Below are 18,657 nucleotides of genomic sequence, written 5' to 3'. Positions count from 1 at the left end.
CCCACCGCCAGCGCCCCGAGGGCGAGCGCGCCCACGGTGCCGACGCCGACCGCGCCCGCCCCCGCCGCTGCGGCAGGCGCCGCCCGGCTGCGGGCTGCCAGCCGCCTCGGACGGGTGTCCGTTTCCGCCGCCGTCGTGTCCTGCAGGGGTTGGTGCGTCATGACGCTGGCTCGTGTGTTGGCGATGGTTGAACGCGACCGCAATTATAGACTCGAACATCGGCCCGGATGCAGGTCCATGGAATGTCCGGCGGGATGTCCGGCGGCGCGGGTTCCCCAGGAGGCGAGCGCATGATGGCATGGATGGGCACGGCGGCCGCCCCGACGCGCCTCCCCGCGCAGCCGATCACCGATGTCCGCCCCAAGGTGGAGCGGCCGCGGCTCTACAAGGTGATCCTGCTCAACGACGATTTCACGCCGCGGGATTTCGTGGTGATGGTGCTCAAGGCGGAATTCCGCATGAGCGAGAGCCAGGCCCATCACGTGATGATCACGGCGCACCGGCGGGGGGTCTGCGTGGTGGCGGTGTTCGCCCGCGACATCGCGGAAACCAAGGCGGCCCGCGCCACCGATCTCGCCCGCGCCAAAGGGTATCCCCTGAGGTTCACCACCGAGCCGGAGGAGTGACGGGGGGCTCCCTCACGGCACCAGCGAGTGGGTCGACCACTCGTCGCGCGGCACGTCGCCGCCCAGGGTGTAGCTGAAGCTTTCCACGTCCATGCCGTCGGCGCTGGTGTGGCAGGTGTAGGAGAGGTGGTACCAGTGCCCATGGCTGCGGATGGCCGCGCCCGGCGCGGTGATGGAGGCTTCGCCCAGCTGGGGATCGGCGAAGGCATAGGCCACCGTTTCCTCGGGCTGCATGTCGCTGTGCTCACGCCCCACCATGCCCATGGCGCGGGCGTTGCAGCGCTGCTCGATGCGGGTGGGAAGGTCCACGTGCAGCATGGCCGCGTCCCGCTTCGGCTGGCCGGTGTCGGGCTGGGCGGTCTCGGAATGGCTCTTTTTGGTATGGGTGCGCTTGTGCGCCGTGTCTGCCGCCGCCGGCGCGGCGACAAGGGACAGGGCAACGAGGGCTGGCAAGAGGGCGGCTGGAAAAGGAAGGCGCTTCACGAGGGTTCACATCCACGGCTGACAGTCTCGAAGCCGTGCGCATAATAGAAGGGCGTGGCCGCGGTGGGACGCACCGCGCGAAGATGTGACCCGTTTCCCACGCTGCAGCCTGTGTTATGCTGGCTGTGATATAGCTTTGGCGGTGTCGCCGGGTGGCGCCCCTGATGCTATAGGGTCCCGCGAGAGTGAACCGCAGGAATGGATCTGGGGATGGCGGCTGAGCGGGCGATGATCCTCGCCTTGCAGGGGGCGGACCGGGAGAAGATCCAGTCGCTCCTGGTCGAGGCGGCCGACGGGCTGCGGGCGTCCGGCGTGCGCGTCCTCGGCGTGGTGGAGCATCTGCCGCCCGGCTGCGACCACGAGGACGTGCTGCTGCTCGACCTCGTCTCCGGCGAGGCCAATCGCCTGCACCAGAATCTCGGCCCCGGCGCGTCCGGATGCAGCCTTGATCCCGCCGGGCTGGCGGCCGCCTCCGCCGGCGTGGAACGGGCCATCGCCGCGCGCCTCGATGAGGGCGGGGATCTCTCCGACACGGTGGTCATCCTCTCCAAGTTCGGCCGGCAGGAGGCGGAGGGGCGCGGCCTCACCAGCGCCTTCCACGCGGCGGTGGCGGCGGAAATGTCCGTGCTCACCTCGGTTTCCCCCACCGTGCGCGCCCAGTGGGACGGCTTCGCCGGGGACCTCGCGCAGATCGCCCCGGCCAGCCTGCGCGAGGTGGAGGCGTGGTGGGGCTGCCTGGCGGGCGAGATGGCGGAGTGAGTTGGGGGGCATAGCGCCGGTGCGGCACAGGGGTGTTCCGGGTTGAACATCTGCTGCCGCGACGGCGGTTCCCATGGAAGGTGAGCCGCGTGTTGACGCGTTTTCTTCATCCGAACCGGTATCCCCTTCGCTCGAAAACGCTTTAAGAAGGGCCTTTGGCACGGACGATCCATGGCGTTTGTCGCGGCAGCACCGCGGCAGGCCGGAGGACGGACCCGCCACCCCTCATCTTGCCGAGAAGGCAGCCATGGCCCCGCGTCCCTTCGCACGTCCTGCCGCGCCCGGCGCCATCCCCGTCGCGGCCCTGGCCCTGGCCGCAGCTTTTGCCCTCGCGGCCTGCCAGGGCAATCCGGACAGCTGGGGCACCGGGGTGGTGAAGCAGTCCGACGCGTTCGGCGACTATTCGGAGACCGTGGTCGCCATCCCGCGGCCCACCGCCGGCCCGCGCCAGTTCCAGTGCGCCGGCCCGTTCGCGCCCAACACAACCGCCGTCAACATCGCCGCCGATTTCGGCCAGGCCAATGTGGTGACCGGCAACGTCATCTCCCCCGACGGCAGCACCTCGCCCGGTCTCGTCGTCCTGCCCAACGATCCGGCGCTGAGCCTTGAGATCGCGTGGAAAGACGCCATCGACATGGTCAACCCGCGCCGGGTGGCCTTCACCGAATCGACGGCGTGGAGCGTGAACGGCATTGCCATCGGCTCCTCCCTCGCCGATCTGGAGAAGGCCAACGGCAAGCCGTTCCGGGTCCAGGGCTTCGGCGGCAATGGCGGTGGCGTGGTGGCGGACTGGCGCGGCGGGCGGCTCGGCAATCTGGGCGGCGGCTGCACGCTTGGCGTCCAGCTGGCGCTTTCGGCCACCGCATCGGACCAGGCCCAGGCGCGGCTTTCGGGGCAGCGGGCCATCGCCTCCAGCGACCCGGCCCTGCGGGCGGCGGCCCCCTCCGTGGGCGTGTTCTGGGTCACCTACCGGTAGTCGATCCGCGCCGGTACTGGTAATAGAAGGCGTCGCTGTTCGATCCGACGCCTCGTGACGGAAGGACCCCTGCCATGGCTCACAAGACTTCTTCCCGGCGTATCGCGCTGCTCGCCTTTGCCGCCGGTGCCGGGGTGGCGCTCGCCTCTTCCGGCCTCATCCAGGGTGCGCTGGCCAACCAGCCCAACATGTGGCGGGCCATGGGCGCCCTTCAGAACGCCCGCGCCGCGCTGATGGAAGCCGAGCCCAACAAGGGCGGGCATCGGGAACGGGCCATCGAGCTGGTCGACCAGGCCATCGCCGAGACGCGGGCGGGCATCGAGTTCGCCCGCTGACCTGATCGCACAGGGCCGGTGGCCGCACCCCTGCGCCAGGCGCGGGTGGTCCGGCGGCTTCGCTCAGGCCTGCCGGGCGCCGGCGCGGTGGGCGAAGGCCCACAGGCGATAGCCGGAGAAGGTCCACAGCATGATGATGCCCGTGGTGATGGCCTGGGCGAGCAGGTAATAGAGCCCCAACTGGTGCACCAGCAGGCCCATGATGAGGCCGTTCAGCACGAACGCCACCCCGGCCACCACCATGAATCGCGGCACCGCCCCGGCGTGGGAGCGGGTGGATTCGAAGGTGAAGCGGCGGTTGAGGCTGTAGGAGACGATCCCGCCCACCACGAACCCGACGGCCGACCCCGCCACCGGGCCGGTGAGGCCGTTTTCCACCATCAGCGTCAGCGCGGCGAAATGCGCGGCGGTGGCGGCAAGGCCCACGCCCACGAAGCTGGCCAGCTGCCGGATGAGGCCACGGTATTTCAGGACCAGTTCGGCAAGGGAGGATGGCACCGCGTGTGTCTCCGGCGGAAGTGAGCCGTGAAGGTCGGCGTCATGGCTTCCGTCGCCGCAAATTATGGTCTAAGGAAGCCCATCAGCGCGCAGGGTAAAAGAGAATTCCCGAGGTGTGATCTCCTCGCACGTCCTCCGCCCCCATGCGCGCACGCTTCCGGGACTGTCCGGGGCGGTGCTCGATCCTTTCGGGGGGCGCGTGACCCGCGGCCCCTTTTTTGCGCCCGGAGCGCGATAGAAAGGGCGCGAGTGCCCTCACGGCAGCCTTGCCCGGAAGCATCGACGAAACGGATCCCGCGGTCCGCCCCCGTGTCTACCCGGGAGCGGGCGGCGACGGTGGAGAGCGCCAGACAGAAATGCCGAAACGCACCGATATCGAAACCATCCTCATCATCGGCGCCGGTCCCATCGTGATCGGGCAGGCCTGCGAGTTCGATTATTCCGGCACGCAGGCGGTGAAGGCGCTCAAGGAGGAGGGATACCGGGTCGTCCTCGTCAACTCGAACCCCGCGACCATCATGACCGACCCGGACATGGCGGACGCGACCTATATCGAGCCCATCACCGCCGAGATCGTCACCAAGATCATCGAGAAGGAGCGCGGCGACCGCTCCAAGGGCTTTGCGCTGTTGCCCACCATGGGCGGCCAGACGGCGCTCAACTGCGCCCTGTCGCTGAAAAAGATGGGCACGCTCGACACGTTCGACGTGGAGATGATCGGCGCCACCGCCGAGGCCATCGACAAGGCCGAGGACCGCGAGCTGTTCCGCGAGGCCATGACCAAGATCGGCCTCTCCACGCCCACCTCGCGCCAGATCAAGACCCTGTCCCAGGCCCTGGATGCGCTGGAGGTGGTGGGCCTGCCCGCCATCATCCGCCCGTCCTTCACCATGGGCGGCACCGGCGGAGGCATCGCCTACAACAAGGCGGAGTTCATCGAGATCGTGGAGCGAGGCATCGATGCCTCGCCCACCAACGAGGTGCTCATCGAGGAAAGCGTGCTCGGCTGGAAGGAGTATGAGATGGAGGTTGTCCGCGACAAGGCGGACAATTGCATCATCATCTGCTCCATCGAGAACATCGACCCCATGGGGGTGCACACCGGTGATTCCATCACGGTGGCGCCGGCGCTGACGCTGACCGACAAGGAATACCAGATCATGCGCGACGCATCCCTTGCGGTGCTGCGCGAGATCGGGGTGGAGACCGGCGGCTCCAACGTGCAGTTCGCGGTGAACCCGGTGGATGGCCGGCTCATCGTCATCGAGATGAACCCGCGGGTGTCGCGCTCCTCCGCGCTGGCCTCCAAGGCCACGGGCTTTCCCATCGCCAAGGTCGCGGCGCGCCTCGCGGTGGGCTACACGCTGGACGAGATCGAGAACGACATCACCGGCGGCGCGACCCCGGCCTCCTTCGAGCCCACCATCGACTATGTGGTGACGAAGGTGCCGCGCTTCGCCTTCGAGAAATTCCCCGGCGCCGATCCGGTGCTCACCACCGCCATGAAATCGGTGGGCGAGGCCATGGCCATCGGCCGCACCTTCCAGGAATCGCTCCAGAAGGCCCTGCGCTCGCTGGAAACCGGCCTCACCGGCCTCGACGAGATCGAGATCGAGGGGCTGGGGCAGGGCGACGACAAGAACGCCATCCGCGCCGCGCTGGGCACCCCCACGCCGGACCGCCTGCTCTATGTGGCGCAGGCCATGCGCTTCGGCCTCACCGACGAGCAGATCCATTCCGCCTGCAGGATCGACCCCTGGTTCCTCGCCGAGATCCGCGGCATCGTGGAGATGGAGGCGAAGGTCCGCCGCTTCGGCCTGCCGGTCACGGCCGGCGCCTTCCGCCGGCTGAAGGCCATGGGCTTTGCCGACGCCCGCCTCGCGACGCTCGCCGGCCTCTCGGAGGCCGAGGTGCGGGTGCGGCGCCAGGGCCTCGACGTGCGCCCCGCCTACAAGCGCATCGACACCTGCGCGGCCGAGTTCGCCTCGCCCACTGCCTACATGTATTCCACCTATGAGACGCCCTTCGCCGGCGTCCTTGCCGACGAGGCGCGGCCCTCCAACCGGCAGAAGGTGATCATCCTCGGCGGCGGCCCGAACCGGATCGGGCAGGGCATCGAGTTCGACTATTGCTGCTGCCATGCGGCCTTCGCTTTGAAGGACGCGGGCTATGAAGCCATCATGGTCAACTGCAACCCGGAAACCGTCTCCACCGACTACGACACCTCGGACCGGCTCTATTTCGAGCCGCTCACCGCCGAGGACGTGCTGGAGCTGATCGCCCGCGAGAGGACCAACGGCACGCTGAAGGGCGTCATCGTGCAGTTCGGCGGCCAGACCCCGCTGAAGCTCGCCAAGGCGCTGGAAGATGCCGAAGTGCCGATCCTGGGCACCTCGCCGGACGCCATCGACCTTGCCGAGGACCGCGACCGCTTCAAGACCCTGCTCGACCGCCTCAAGATCCGCCAGCCGGCCAACGGCATCGCCTACAGCGTGGAGCAGGCGCGGCTGGTGGCGGCGGAGCTGGGCTATCCCATGGTGGTGCGCCCCTCCTACGTGCTGGGCGGCCGGGCCATGCAGATCATCCGCGAGGAGAGCCAGCTCGGCGACTACCTGCTGGAGACCCTGCCCGGCCTCGTGCCGCAGGAGGTCAAGGCCCGCTACCCCAACGACAAGACCGGCCAGATCAACACGGTGCTGGGCAAGAACCCGCTGCTGTTCGACCGCTACCTGTCCGACGCCATCGAGGTGGACGTGGACGCCCTGTGCGACGGCACCGACGTGTTCGTCGCCGGCATCATGGAGCACATCGAGGAGGCCGGCATCCATTCGGGCGACAGCGCCTGCTCGCTGCCGTCCTATTCGCTCTCGCCGCAGACCCTTGCGGCGCTGGAGAAGCAGACCGCCGCCATGGCGCTGGCGCTCGGCGTGGTCGGGCTGATGAACGTGCAGTACGCCATCAAGGGCGACGTCATCTATGTGCTGGAGGTCAATCCGCGCGCCTCGCGCACGGTGCCTTTCGTGGCCAAGGTCATCGGCCTGCCCATTGCCAAGATCGCGGCGCGGGTGATGGCCGGGGAGAAGCTTGCCGCCTTCAACCTGGAGCGGCCGCAGGTGGGGCACATCGCCATCAAGGAGGCGGTGTTCCCCTTCGCCCGCTTCCCCGGCGTCGATACGGTGCTGGGGCCGGAGATGCGCTCCACCGGCGAGGTGATGGGCCTCGACACCGATTTCGGCGTCGCCTTCGCCAAGAGCCAGCTGGGTGGCGGCACCAAGGTGCCCAAGTCCGGCACGGTCTTCGTCTCCCTCAAGGAGGGCGACAAGGAGCGCATCCTGCCCAGCATGAAGATGCTGGTGGGTCTGGGCTTCAAGGTCATCGCCACCTCGGGCACCCAGCGCTTCCTGGAGGAGCATGGCGTGCCGGCAACCAAGATCAACAAGGTGCTCGAAGGCCGTCCCCATATCGTGGACGCCATCAAGAACGGCGGGGTCCAGCTGGTCTTCAACACCACCGAGGGCGCGCAGGCCCTCGCCGACAGCCGCTCGCTGAGGCGGGCGGCCCTCTTGCAGAAAGTGCCGTATTACACCACGCTGTCCGGGTCCATTGCGGCGGCGCAGGGGATCGAGGCCTATGTGGGCGGAGATCTCAAGGTGAGGCCGCTGCAGGACTATTTCGCCGCCGGCGGGCATGAGGCGCGGGGCAAGGCTTCCGTCGCCTGATTCTGTGGCCGCTGGTTGCGGCGCGCGTGGGCCCGGGTTTTTCCCTGGGCATGGTTTGTCCCAGGGCGTGATTTGTCACTGGGCGCCTTGCCTCCGCGGGCGTTTTCGTCGTGCCTGCCCTGCGCTTCCGCGCCGGGGAGGCGGAGCCTTCGCCGCCGTGCGGCTTCCGTCGGGCGTTTGCCGCCGGGAGTTCGCCGCCGGGCGAGGGCAGCCGCCGCATCCGTGGGCCAACGCCCGCGGTGCGGCTTTCTTTTCTTGCGCCGGGCGCGCCCCCTCCAGGGGTGTCCGGCGCAGTGACCTGTTTCAGGAGGTCTGAAGAAGGACCCATGGAGAAGATTCCCATGACGGCGGCGGGTTACGCCGCCCTCGCGCAAGAGTTGAAGCAGCGCCAGCAGGTTGAGCGCCCGCGCATCATCGCCGCCATTTCCGAGGCCCGCGCCCATGGCGACCTCTCGGAAAATGCGGAATATCACGCTGCCAAGGAGCAGCAGTCGCTGAACGAGGGGCGCGTCGCGGATCTTGAGGACAAGCTGTCCCGGGCCGAGGTGATCGACGTTTCCAAATTGTCCGGAGACATCGTGATGTTCGGTGCCACCGTGACCTTGGTGGACGAGGACACGGAGGACGAGAAGGTGTGGCAGATCGTCGGCGACAGCGAAGCCGACGCCAAGGCGGGCCGCATCTCCATCTCCTCGCCGGTGGCCCGCGCGCTCATCGGCAAGAAGAAGGGCGCCTCGGTGGAGGTGGTCACGCCCAAGGGCGCGCGCTCGTTCGAGATCGTGGCGGTGCGCTGGGCCTGAGCCGCATCGCCTTTTGCACCCTCTCCCGCACGCGGGGGAGGGAGCGCCCGGCCTTCACGCCCGCGTGACACGCCCCGTCTCACGCTCAGGTCCTGCGCGCCGGCGTCACGCCCCTTTGGGCAATCCGGCTTCCAGCGGCACCACCGGGGCGTTCTTGGACTGCTTCAGGGTGAGGGCGGTCTTCACGTTGCGCACGTTGGGCGCGGCGGTGATGTCCAGCACCAGGTTCTGGAAGCTGCGCAGGTCCGGGGTCACGCACAGCATCAGGAAATCCACGTCGCCGGAGAGCATCCAGGCGCTGCGCACCTGCGGCCAATGGGCGATCATCTCCTGGAAGGCGTCCAGGTCCACCTCGGCCTGGCTGATGAGATGCACCATGGCGAAGGCCATGAGGTCATAGCCCAGGCTCTTCTCGTCGAGCAGCGCGCGATAGCCCTCGATGATGCCGGCTTCCTCCAGCGCCCGCACGCGGCGTAGGCAGGGCGGGGCGGAAATGCCGACGCGGCGGGACAGCTCCACATTGGTCATGCGCCCATCCCGCTGCAGTTCGTCGAGAATCTTCCAGTCGACTGCATCAAGGCGAACGGTCAAGGCACAACTCCCCGCGGGTAAAGTCACGGCACCTTAGTGCGCGCTTATGGCAACGCAACGAAATAATCTTGCGCCGCTGTCGCGGTGCAAAGCGTCGCAGAGCGCGTCACCCGGGCGGCGGCGAATGCTTTGTTCGCGCCCCTTCCGGCTCGCTGCGCGGCGCGCGGACGCCGTGCCGGGGGGCCTTGGGCCGGGTCCGCCCCGCCTTGTGAGCCTCGGGGGGAGCCCCTACATTCGAGCATAGCTCACGCTGCGGCCGGGAGCGCCGGCCGTTTCGGCCGTCGACGCCCCACACGCTGCCGCGGCACCGCACGGAATTTCGGGGACACTCATGACTGCCCACACCGTCAAGGTCGTCATCATCGGCTCGGGGCCGGCCGGCTACACGGCTGCCATCTATGCAGCGCGCGCAATGCTGGAGCCCGTGCTGTTCGAGGGCATCCAGCCCGGCGGCCAGCTCACCATCACCACCGACGTGGAGAATTATCCCGGCTTCGCCGATCCCATCCAGGGGCCGTGGCTGATGGAGCAGATGCGGGCCCAGGCGGCGCATGTGGGGACCACCATCGTCACCGACCACGTGGCGAGCCTCGACCTGTCGCACCGGCCGTTCCGCATGGTGACCGAATCGGGCGACACCTACGTGGCGGATGTGGTGATCCTGGCCACCGGTGCCCAGGCGCGCTGGCTGGGGCTCGAATCGGAGGCGGCCTATCGCGGCTCCGGCGTGTCCGCCTGCGCCACCTGCGACGGCTTCTTCTACCGCGGCAAGGACGTGGTGGTGGTGGGCGGCGGCAACACCGCGGTGGAAGAGGCGCTCTTCCTCACCAATTTCGCCTCCAAGGTCACCGTCGTGCATCGCCGCGACAGCTTCCGCTCCGAAAGGATCCTGCAGGAGCGGCTGTTCGCCAACCCCAAGGTCCAGGTGGTGTGGAACGCGGAACTGGCCGAGGTGGTGGGGGTGGACGATCCCTTCGCCAAGGTCACCGGCGCGCGCCTGAAGGATGTGCGCACCGGAGCCCTCACCGAGCTACCCGCTGACGGCATATTTATCGCTATCGGCCATGCGCCTGCCACAGAGCTGGTAAAAGACCAGCTGAAGCTCAAGGAGAGTGGCTATGTTTGGACAGCGCCCGATTCGACGGCAACGTCGGTGCCGGGCGTGTTCGCGGCCGGCGACGTGGCGGACGACGTCTATCGTCAGGCCGTCACTGCCGCGGGCCGGGGCTGCATGGCCGCTCTCGAAGCGGAGCGCTTCTTGGCCCACCAGGGTGTGGCGAAGGCGGCTGAATAATCCGTCCTCGCCCGCGCCGGCGTCTCGCGGCGGTTCCGTTTCGGCTTGGTGGAGGGATGGCGCGGGTGGGGGGCTACCCCGTGTCTCCGGATCGAACCGATTGAATACAGCGCCGCTTTCCGGCCCCGTTCGGGCCGGTGACGCGAGAGCCGGATGCCTGACGATGGCCGTGCGGGACCGTCGAACGGCTTTTTCCGTCTCTCTTCAAAGGGTGAGAGGGGCTCGGGCCTGATGGATTGGGACAAGCTTAAGGTCTTCCACGTCGCCGCCGAAGCCGGTTCGTTCACCCATGCGGGTGAGACGCTCGGCCTCTCCCAGTCGGCCGTGAGCCGGCAGGTCTCAGCCCTGGAAACGGAGCTGAAGGTCCCGCTGTTCCACCGCCACGCGCGGGGATTGATCCTCACCGAGCAGGGGGAATTGCTGTACCGCACCGCGCACGAGGTGTTCCTGAAGCTGGAATCGGCCCGGGCCCAGCTCACCGACAGCCGCGAGAAGCCCAACGGGGAATTGCGCGTCACCACCACGGTGGGGCTGGGCACCCACTGGCTGACGGCGCGGGTGGGCGAGTTCGTGGATCTGTTCCCGGATATCCGCATCCAGCTCATCCTCACCGACGAGGAGCTGGACCTGGCCATGCGCGAGGCGGACGTGGCCATCCGCATGCGCCAGCCGGTGCAGCCGGATCTGGTGCAGCGCAAGCTGTTCACGGTGCATTTCCACGCCTACGCCTCGGCCGACTATCTCAAGCGGCATGGGCATCCGCGGTCCATCGAAGAGCTGGACAAGCATCGCATCCTGCTGCTCGGCGGGCCGATCCCGCCCTATTTCCAGGGGCTGAACTGGCTTGAGCATGCCGGCCGCGACGGCTCCACGCCGCGGGTGCCGGCCTTCGAGGTGAACAGCGTGCTGGGCCTCAAGCGCGCGGTGGAACGCGGGGTGGGCATCGGCACGCTGCCCGACTATCTCTCGGATGACGCCTCGTCCCTGGTGCAGCTCTTCACCGACCGCGAAACGCCCAAACTTGAGGCATACTTCACCTATGCGCAGGAAATGCGCTCGGTGGCCCGCATTCAGGTGTTCCGAGACTTCCTGATCTCCAAGGCACAGCGGTGGAATTACTGATTTATGACGTTTGGCGGTAAAATAATAGCGATACCGTATACCAGCTAAGCGCTGGGCACATGCCTGATATGCGGTCAATCTCCGTTGCAAACTGCCTAAGGGGCGGGCATCTTGGTCCTGCGCTGATTGCACCTTGTGCGGTGCCTCAGCTGTTCCCCTCTGGAAGGTTCGCCGCTTTGCGGCGATACTTGCCGGGTCCCTCATCGGACCCGGCATTTTTCTTTTCGGGGCACCTTTTTGTGCCTGTGCCGTTGTCACGCTTGACGCCTATATTCAGGCTGTCGGCCTTCCTCCTTCTGACGACGGGAAACTCAAACATGGCACTTCTGAAGCGTGGGCTCTCCGGCGAGCCGGTGAAGATCCTTCAGGCCAAGCTCGGCGTCGCCGCCGACGGCAAGTTCGGCCCGGGAACGGAAGAGGCCCTCAAGGCCTACCAGACGAAGCACGGCCTTGCCGCCGATGGCATCGCGGGCCCGGACACCTTCGCCGCCCTCGGCCTGCCCGAACTCATCCTGCTCACCCAGGGCAGCAAGGGCGAGACGGTGAAGAAGCTCCAGACCGCGCTCGGCATCGCCGCAGACGGCGCATACGGCCCGGGCACAGCCAAGGCGGTGGAGGCGTTCCAGGCCAAGAACGGCCTGGAAGCGGACGGCTTGGCCGGCCCGGTGACCCTTGCCAAGATCGACGTCTTCGCCGGCATCTTCACGCCGGAAGCGGTGGCGAAATCGCAGGCCGGCACCGTCTCGGCCGACGCCAAGGCGGCGGAAGCCTCCGTGGCCGGGGCGCCGAAGAAGAGCATCTGGCAGTCCATCACCGAATTCTTCTCCTGAGCCCATAGGCAGGGCACGCTAGGACAGGGCACCCTAGGACAGGGCATTTGCGCGCCGGCCGGAACAGGCCGGCGCGACGCCGCGTTCCGGCTTGAGAGAGGAACGCTGCATGATGTTTGCCCGCGCCTGGCCGGCACTGGAGGCCGCGCTGCCGATCCGTCCGGTTCCCGACCCAGGCCGCCCGCCGGAGCCCCCGGTCCAGCCGCCCCGTCCGGTCGAGGATCCGCCCGCACCGCCGGCGCCCGGCCCCGACCTGCCGCCCCTGCCGGATGACGACCCGTCGCGGGAGCCGCGCCGCGAGCCGTTCCCTGAGCCCGTACCACTGGATGATCCGCCGCCCTTGCCGCAGGAGCCGGTGCGCTTGGCGCCGCCGCACTTGGCGCCGCCGCACGGGTGACGGAAGGGTGAGGCGGGTGGCCGCCGGGATCCCCGTGCTGCGACGCTTTGCCCGACGCCGGTTGGCTTCGCTCGGCCCGGTCTGACCCCGGCTCCCGATCGCACCGCGGCCAGAAGGGTGGGCCTGAACGCCGCAAATCCCGGACTGGCATCGGGTCCAGGGGCTCGGCCGCATCAGATAACGCGTTCTCACTGTTAGGGTGAGAGGCCGATCCCGTGATCCGAGAGACAATCCGCTCGGATCGCGCTCCAGGCCTGACAGAGGCCGGAGAAGTCTCTGGCACGCCCGGTGCTTGCTCCTCCCCAAAGGCCCGATCACGGCACGGAGCACCCGGTCCATGGCGAATTCCGAACATTTGGGCGAGCGCATCACGCCGCGCATGGCGCCGGCGAGGGCGCGTCCATGACCATAAAGGCCATCCTGATCGACATCGAGGGCGCCGCCGGTCCCCTGTCCTTCCTCAAGGAGACCTTGCTGCCCTATGCCCGGGAGCAGCTCGGCAGCTTTATCGCCACGCACGCCGAGGATGACGACATCGAGGAGGCCCTGGACGAAGCCGGGCGCCTCATGGGCGGGTTCTCGCTGAAGCCCGTGGAGGCCGAGGCGCTGCTGCAGCGCTGGATGAAGCAGGGGCGCAATCCGACGCCCCTCAAGATCATCCAGGGCCGGATCTGGCAGCAGGGCTATGAGGCGGGCGCCTTCTGCGCCGAAATCTACCCCGATGTGGCGCCGAGCCTGAAAGCCTGGACCGATGCAGGGCTTCGTCTGTTCACCTATTCGTCCAGTTCGCAGTTGGCGCAAAAGCTGTGGCTTGGTGCGTCGGCCGAAGACGTGACCGGGATGTTCGAAGACTTCTTCGACACGACCGTCGGCCAGAAGGTGGAGGAGGAATCCTACAAGGCCATCGCCGAGCGCCTCGCCGTGCCGGCCGCGGAGATCCTGGTCCTGTCCGGGAACGAGGACGAGCTGGACGCCGCCAGGGCCGCCGGCCTCGCCACCACGCGGATCGCGCGGGAGGGCGGCGAGGGCGGCAATCATCCGGTTGCCCCGGACTTCGCGTCCCTGAGCTTCGGATAGGGCGGGCGCGTGCGATGTCCCGCCCGATCACCGATTGAAAGCTGAGACATGGCGAGCTTCACCGTTCAGACGCGCAATGGCGACCAGATCGAGGTGACGGGCCGGGATGGCGCCACGCTGCTGAAGGCCATGCGCAAGGCGGGCGTGGATGAGGTGGTGGCCCAATGCGGCGGCGGCTGCGCCTGCGCCACCTGCCATGTCTATGTGACCCCGCCCGAGGGGGTTTCGCTACCGGAGGTCGGGCCGGCCGAAGGCCGGATGCTGGCAACGAGCCGCTACCGCACCCTCGCCTCCCGGCTGTCCTGCCAGCTCAAGCTGGAGCCGGGTCTTGAACGGATGCACGTGGTGATCGCGCCGGACGGTGGCGGCGATTTCTGAGCACCGTTCCGGCGATCGGTTCCAATACGTTGAAATGGTGCCGGATGAGGGGATCGAACCCCCGACCTTCGGTTTACAAAACCGCTGCACTACCGCTGTGCTAATCCGGCGCCCCGTTCTGATCTAGCAGCGCGGTCGCGGGGCGACAAGCACTCCAGAAAGGAATGGCCCCGCCTTTCGGGCGGGGCCATCCTGTCGGGCCGGACGCGGCGCGGGGGAGCCGCGCGCCGGCGTCAGTGCCAGTGATCGATGTTGCGATCCTTGGTCTCGGGCACGAACAGAAGGCCGATGACGAAGGTCATCAGGGCGATGACGATCGGGTACCAGAGGCCGTAATAGATGTCGCCGGTGGCCGCCACCATGGCAAAGGCGGTGGCCGGCAGCAGGCCGCCGAACCAGCCGTTGCCGATGTGGTAGGGCAGCGACATGGAGGTGTAGCGGATGCTGGCCGGGAACAGCTCCACCAGCGCCGCCGCGATGGGGCCGTACACCATCGTCACGAACAGGACGAGGATGAACAGGAGCCCGATCACCGCCGCGACCCGCGGCTGGAAGATGTCGAACGGATGGGACATCTTGACGATGTCCTTGTTCGTCGCGGCGTTGGGGTAGCCGGCCGCCTGAAGCGCCGCGATGGCGGTCTTCGAGAAGTCGGCGGTATAGGGCACCACGGCGTCGTTCACCTTCAACTGCACCGGCGTGCCGGCGGCACCTGCTTCCGTCGTGTACTTCACCGAGGACTTCGCAAGGAAGTCGCGGGCGATGTCGCACGGCGCGGAATAGATCCGGGTACCAACGGGGTTGAACAGGCTGCCGCAATTGGCCGGATCGGACACCACCGTGACCCGCACGTTCTGGATCGCCTTTTCCAGTGCGGGGTTAGCGTAGGAGGTGATCATGTTGAACAGCGGGAAATAGCTCGCCGCGGCGATCAGGCAGCCCGCCAGGATGATGGGCTTGCGGCCGATCTTGTCGGAGAGCCAGCCGAAGAACACGAAGAAGCCCGTGCCGAACACCAGCGACCACGCGATCAGCAGGTTGGAGGTGTAGCCGTCCACCTTCAGGATCGATTGCAGGAAGAACAGGGCATAGAACTGGCCCGTGTACCAGACCACGCCCTGGCCGGCGACCAGGCCAAACAGGGCGAGCAGCACGATCTTCAGGTTCGACCACCGGCCGAATGCTTCCGTCAGCGGCGCCTTGGAGGTGGTGCCGTCTTCCTTCATCTTCTTGAAGGTCGGGGATTCGGAGAGCTGGAGGCGAATCCAGACCGAAACGCCGAGCAGGACGATGGAGACGAGGAAGGGAATGCGCCAGCCCCAGTCGCGGAAGGCCTCTTCGCCGGTGAGGGTCCGGGTGAAGAGAATGATGATGAGCGACAGGAACAGGCCCAGTGTCGCCGTGGTCTGGATCCACGAGGTGTAGAAGCCGCGGCGGCCGTGGGGGGCGTGCTCGGCCACGTAGGTGGCGGCGCCGCCATATTCACCGCCGAGCGCGAGGCCCTGCAGCAGGCGCAGGGCGATGAGGATGATGGGCGCGGCAATGCCGATGGAGGCGGCATTGGGCAGGATGCCGACGATGAAGGTCGACAGGCCCATGATCAGGATGGTGACGAGAAAGGTGTATTTGCGGCCGACGAGGTCACCGATACGACCGAACACGATGGCGCCGAACGGGCGCACCAGGAAGCCGGCGGCGAAAGCCAGCAGGGCGAAGATATCGCGGGTCGCCGGCGGATAGGCGCTGAAGAACTGGGCGCCGATGATGGCCGCCAGCGAGCCGTACAGATAGAAATCGTACCACTCGAATACGGTGCCGAGGGAGGAAGCGAAGATGACCTTCTTCTCCTCCCGGGTCATGGGACGCGGCTTGGCGGCCGCCCCTGCAGTCGTCACGCTCATGGAAAAGTCCCTCCCGTCGCATCAGGGCTCCGCCTGGGGCGGATGTCGAACTGAACACGATCTGTCGGAAGGCGGGCCGGGCCGGCACAACGCAAGGCATCCGCGCGCAGGAGATGCGGCGGTGTCCCTTGGCGTTCCTCCGTCGGCCCGCCGCTTCCGCCTCTGGCGTGCGGATATGTTCCGGCAGGCTTTTACTTGAACCAAGAGAACGCGTGGTCTGGCCGGGATACGGTGCGAGTCGGCCAGCGCGTGCTCTGGAGCCGGTTCCGAGCAGATTGAAACGATCTGATCGGCGCGTGCTCTCGGCGCACTGTGCGCCATGGCGATACCATGACGAAGGTCCGGCGGACTTACGATTGGTCATTGGTCTTAGGTGCAACCGCGAAGACTTTTGCGGCACCGCAAGATGCGCCTGCGCGGGCCCGGTGGTCAGCCGCGCTTCATCACCCGCCGCGCCATGCCCAGGGAGAGGGCGGCGGCGTTGGACACGTTGAGGCTCTTGATGGCCCCCGGCAGGTCGATGCGCGCGAGCACGTCGCAGGTCTCGCGGGTGAGCTGGCGCAGGCCCTTGCCTTCGGCGCCCAGCACCAAAGCGAGGGGCGCGCGCATGGGCGTGTCCTCCAGGTCGGCGGGGCCCTCGCTGTCGAGGCCCACCACCAGCATGCCGTTGTCCTTCAGCTCCGTGAGCGCGCGCGCAAGATTCGTCACCAGACAGAAGGGGACATGCTCCAGCCCGCCCGACGCGCTCTTGGCAAGGACGCCGGTGGCGGCCGGGCTGTGGCGGGCGGTGGTGACGATGGCGCTGACCGCGAACGCCGCAGCCGAGCGCACGATGGCGCCCACATTGTGCGGGTCGGTGATCTGGTCCAGCACCAGCACCAGGTCGGTCTTGGCGATGTCCTTCAGGTGCGGGGAGGGCAGGTGGTCCACCTCGGCGAGCAGGCCCTGGTGCACCGCGTCCGCGCCCAGCAGCTTGTCGATGTCCCCCGGCCGCACGATCTCGGGCGCAATGGGCGGGGTGAGGCCTTCCTCGGCGAGGCGGTGGATCGCATTCTCGGTGGCGCGCAGGCGCCGGAAGCGCCGCCTGGGATTGCCGATGGCTTCCGCCACCGTGTGCCAGCCATAGAGCAGGGCGACATCGTCTTCCCCCGCCCAGGACGGCGGCTTTCCACCGCCCTTGCTGCCGCCGCCGCTGCCGCCTTTGGCCCAGCGCGGGGCGGACGGTCGGACATGGGGAGGCTTTGTCAGACGGCGCCGCCCGGCGCAAGGGGCCTCGCGTGGGGGCAAGGGGCCTCGCGCGGGGAATGCGGGCTGCCTGGAGCGGCTCCCGTTGCCGGGGACCGGCGGCGCGCCGTCCACAGGCGGCGCCGACGGACATCATTTCCGGTTGACTTCAGCGCACAGCTTTCACATAAACCCGATCCTCGGACGGTGATTTGAGCTTGCTCGTCGCCGGCTTCGGGCTGCTGGGAATTCTCTCGATCACCAGCTTGGCCAGAAGCCTTTCCAGCCTCATGCTGGAGGGAACCGGTGCGACGGGCGTCGATGGAGGGGTGCCCGAGTGGTTAAAGGGGACGGACTGTAAATCCGTTGGCTCTGCCTACGTTGGTTCAAATCCAACCCCCTCCACCACCCGTCGCGCGGACCGAGACGAGACGGGCGAAAGCCCGGCCTCCGGCTTTTCCGGTTTTACTACTTTGCCTTGAAAGCGTGAGCGGCCGTCGTGGCCCCGCGCCTGCGCCCGGCTTGTGGGGAGAAAAGCCCTTCGGCGGGCTCCGGCGCGCCGCGTGCGCGGTGCTGCACGGGCGGACAGCCATCGCCCCCGGACTTGTCCCCAGCCCCGCCGGCACCGTCTTCCGCCCGCCGGAGGCCTGTGTTAAGCCTCGCGACGCGCGGGTGTAGCTCAATGGTAGAGCAGCAGCCTTCCAAGCTGAATACGAGGGTTCGATTCCCTTCACCCGCTCCACTCCACCTGCGGCACATATCCCTGCGGCAAGTTTCCACTTCCGCTTGTGGTTCGTTTGAGGCAGCTTCCCGCCCGCCTACCTCCGGGGGAAGTCCGTGCGACCGCAATTCCTGATCTGGCCGATCCTGCTCGTGATCCTGTCCGCGTGCGCGTCGCTGCCCGCGCCCTCCATCCCGCTGGCTGACCTCGGCCAGTTCCGCCTCGCCGGCGTCGAGGTGAAGGGCGCGCAGGCGTTCGGCTCGTGGCCGGCCGAGGAGGAAGCCTATCTGGCGGCCCACGCCCTCGACCAGGACACCATCAACCGGATCAAGACGCGCCCCATCCGCGAGGAGCCGGCCATGGCGGCCTTCGCGCTCGCGCGCGCGTCAAACCTGTTCCAGCAGGAGATGACGTCCGCGACGGCGACCGTCTTCACCGGGCAGAAGCCGGTGCGGCTGGTGGTGGACCTCCAGCGCTTCGACGTGCCCTCGGTGGCGCGGCGCATCTTCACCGATCAGGTGGCGACCCTGTCCGGGCGGGTGCTGCTGGTGGACCAGCACGGCGCGACCCTGCTCGATTCTCCGGACCTGCGCGTTGCCATTCCCTTGCTGGGCGGGCTTTCGAGCCCGGTCGCCTCGGCGGTGGAGGCGTCGTCGGGCAACGATCCGGGAGCCGGCCTCGTGCGCAAGTTCGCCGAGGCCTATCGCGGGTGGCTCTTGCAGAAGTAGGAGAAACCCCCTATCCCACGGCGGCTTTTTTCGCGGCCCGTGCGGGGCGCTTGACCGACTGAGAGAGAACGATGGCCAAAGAGAAGTTCAACCGCTCGAAGCCGCACTGCAACATCGGCACGATCGGTCACGTGGATCACGGCAAGACGTCGCTGACGGCGGCGATCACGAAGATCCTTGCGGAGACGGGCGGCGCGA

18 protein-coding genes and 3 tRNA genes are annotated in these 18,657 nt (G+C 67.7%); 15 read left to right on the top strand and 6 right to left on the bottom strand.

Translation table 11 applies throughout. The features are described from left to right. The first annotated feature begins 290 nt into the window (after positions 1–290). Entirely contained in the window at positions 291–626 is a 336-nt protein-coding gene (clpS, locus tag K9U41_RS15235) for an ATP-dependent Clp protease adapter ClpS (protein WP_432715805.1), read from the top strand. A 12-nt stretch (positions 627–638) separates the two neighbouring features. On the opposite strand, the gene K9U41_RS15230 is transcribed toward clpS, so the two are convergent. Beyond that, a complete protein-coding gene (locus K9U41_RS15230; RefSeq protein WP_282641696.1) occupies positions 639–1,109 on the bottom strand; it encodes a DUF930 domain-containing protein in 471 nt (156 codons plus the stop codon). A 210-nt stretch (positions 1,110–1,319) separates the two neighbouring features. Here K9U41_RS15230 and K9U41_RS15225 point away from each other — a divergent pair, with 210 nt between their 5' ends. From K9U41_RS15225 to K9U41_RS15215, 3 genes are all read left to right on the top strand, one after another. Continuing rightward, complete coding sequence (locus K9U41_RS15225) at positions 1,320–1,868, top strand: DUF2478 domain-containing protein (RefSeq protein ID WP_282641695.1); 549 nt, start codon at positions 1,320–1,322, stop codon at positions 1,866–1,868. 247 nt (positions 1,869–2,115) lie between these two features. Continuing rightward, positions 2,116–2,844 (top strand): hypothetical protein, encoded by a 729-nt coding sequence (locus tag K9U41_RS15220; RefSeq protein ID WP_282641694.1) that lies wholly within the window; start codon positions 2,116–2,118, stop codon positions 2,842–2,844. A gap of 74 nt (positions 2,845–2,918) precedes the next feature. Further along, the gene (locus K9U41_RS15215; RefSeq protein WP_282641693.1) at positions 2,919–3,179 is read left to right on the top strand and encodes a hypothetical protein; all 261 of its coding nucleotides are present in this window, start codon (positions 2,919–2,921) and stop codon (positions 3,177–3,179) included. Positions 3,180–3,242: 63 nt separating this feature from the next. Here the strand turns inward: K9U41_RS15215 and K9U41_RS15210 are convergent, their stop codons facing one another. Then, positions 3,243–3,677: a GtrA family protein gene (locus K9U41_RS15210; RefSeq protein ID WP_282641692.1), complete on the bottom strand. Its 435-nt coding sequence runs from the start codon at positions 3,675–3,677 to the stop codon at positions 3,243–3,245. Between the two features lie 356 nt (positions 3,678–4,033). On the opposite strand from K9U41_RS15210, the gene carB reads away from it, so the two are divergent. Next, on the top strand, positions 4,034–7,396 hold the full coding sequence (gene carB / locus K9U41_RS15205) for a carbamoyl-phosphate synthase large subunit (protein ID WP_282641691.1): 3,363 nt from the start codon (positions 4,034–4,036) through the stop codon (positions 7,394–7,396). 326 nt (positions 7,397–7,722) lie between these two features. Next, positions 7,723–8,196 carry a transcription elongation factor GreA gene (greA, locus tag K9U41_RS15200; protein ID WP_282641690.1) on the top strand — a complete coding sequence of 158 codons (474 nt, stop codon included), beginning with the start codon at positions 7,723–7,725 and terminating at the stop codon, positions 8,194–8,196. Positions 8,197–8,301: 105 nt separating this feature from the next. On the opposite strand, the gene K9U41_RS15195 is transcribed toward greA, so the two are convergent. Then, positions 8,302–8,787, bottom strand: coding sequence for an Lrp/AsnC family transcriptional regulator (locus K9U41_RS15195; protein WP_138397910.1), 486 nt, complete (start codon positions 8,785–8,787; stop codon positions 8,302–8,304). A gap of 331 nt (positions 8,788–9,118) precedes the next feature. Between K9U41_RS15195 and trxB the strand changes: the two genes are divergently transcribed. The 5 genes from trxB to K9U41_RS15170 all read left to right on the top strand — a co-directional run bounded on the left by trxB (position 9,119) and on the right by K9U41_RS15170 (position 13,885). Beyond that, positions 9,119–10,081, top strand: a complete 963-nt coding sequence (gene trxB / locus K9U41_RS15190; protein ID WP_282641689.1) for a thioredoxin-disulfide reductase — start codon at positions 9,119–9,121, stop codon at positions 10,079–10,081. Between the two features lie 231 nt (positions 10,082–10,312). Continuing rightward, entirely contained in the window at positions 10,313–11,203 is an 891-nt protein-coding gene (locus tag K9U41_RS15185; RefSeq protein WP_282641688.1) for a LysR family transcriptional regulator, read from the top strand. Positions 11,204–11,520: 317 nt separating this feature from the next. Next, positions 11,521–12,033: a peptidoglycan-binding domain-containing protein gene (locus tag K9U41_RS15180; RefSeq protein ID WP_282641687.1), complete on the top strand. Its 513-nt coding sequence runs from the start codon at positions 11,521–11,523 to the stop codon at positions 12,031–12,033. A 799-nt stretch (positions 12,034–12,832) separates the two neighbouring features. After that, positions 12,833–13,507, top strand: coding sequence for an acireductone synthase (gene mtnC / locus K9U41_RS15175; protein WP_282641685.1), 675 nt, complete (start codon positions 12,833–12,835; stop codon positions 13,505–13,507). Between the two features lie 48 nt (positions 13,508–13,555). Further along, a complete protein-coding gene (locus K9U41_RS15170; protein WP_282641684.1) occupies positions 13,556–13,885 on the top strand; it encodes a 2Fe-2S iron-sulfur cluster-binding protein in 330 nt (109 codons plus the stop codon). 35 nt (positions 13,886–13,920) lie between these two features. Here K9U41_RS15170 and K9U41_RS15165 read toward each other — a convergent pair. The 3 genes from K9U41_RS15165 to rlmB form a co-directional block, all read right to left on the bottom strand. Next, positions 13,921–13,995: transfer RNA gene (locus K9U41_RS15165), tRNA-Thr, on the bottom strand. 123 nt (positions 13,996–14,118) lie between these two features. Continuing rightward, the gene (locus tag K9U41_RS15160; protein ID WP_282641683.1) at positions 14,119–15,786 is read right to left on the bottom strand and encodes an MFS transporter; all 1,668 of its coding nucleotides are present in this window, start codon (positions 15,784–15,786) and stop codon (positions 14,119–14,121) included. Positions 15,787–16,215: 429 nt separating this feature from the next. Next, positions 16,216–17,073, bottom strand: coding sequence for a 23S rRNA (guanosine(2251)-2'-O)-methyltransferase RlmB (rlmB, locus tag K9U41_RS15155; protein WP_432715804.1), 858 nt, complete (start codon positions 17,071–17,073; stop codon positions 16,216–16,218). 260 nt (positions 17,074–17,333) lie between these two features. Between rlmB and K9U41_RS15150 the strand changes: the two genes are divergently transcribed. From K9U41_RS15150 to K9U41_RS15135, 4 genes are all read left to right on the top strand, one after another. Beyond that, a tRNA-Tyr gene (locus K9U41_RS15150) sits at positions 17,334–17,418 on the top strand. A gap of 260 nt (positions 17,419–17,678) precedes the next feature. Further along, positions 17,679–17,752, top strand: a tRNA-Gly gene (locus K9U41_RS15145). 95 nt (positions 17,753–17,847) lie between these two features. Next, positions 17,848–18,459 carry a hypothetical protein gene (locus tag K9U41_RS15140; RefSeq protein WP_282641681.1) on the top strand — a complete coding sequence of 204 codons (612 nt, stop codon included), beginning with the start codon at positions 17,848–17,850 and terminating at the stop codon, positions 18,457–18,459. 71 nt (positions 18,460–18,530) lie between these two features. Beyond that, on the top strand, positions 18,531–18,657 hold a 127-nt coding region (locus K9U41_RS15135; RefSeq protein WP_246089533.1), incomplete at its 3' end, for a GTP-binding protein.

The sequence above is a fragment of the Xanthobacter autotrophicus genome (assembly GCF_029991245.1).
Taxonomy (GTDB): domain Bacteria; phylum Pseudomonadota; class Alphaproteobacteria; order Rhizobiales; family Xanthobacteraceae; genus Xanthobacter; species Xanthobacter autotrophicus_C.
The sequence above is the reverse complement of the archived record's forward strand: the minus strand, read 5'-3'. Positions and strand labels throughout refer to the sequence as shown.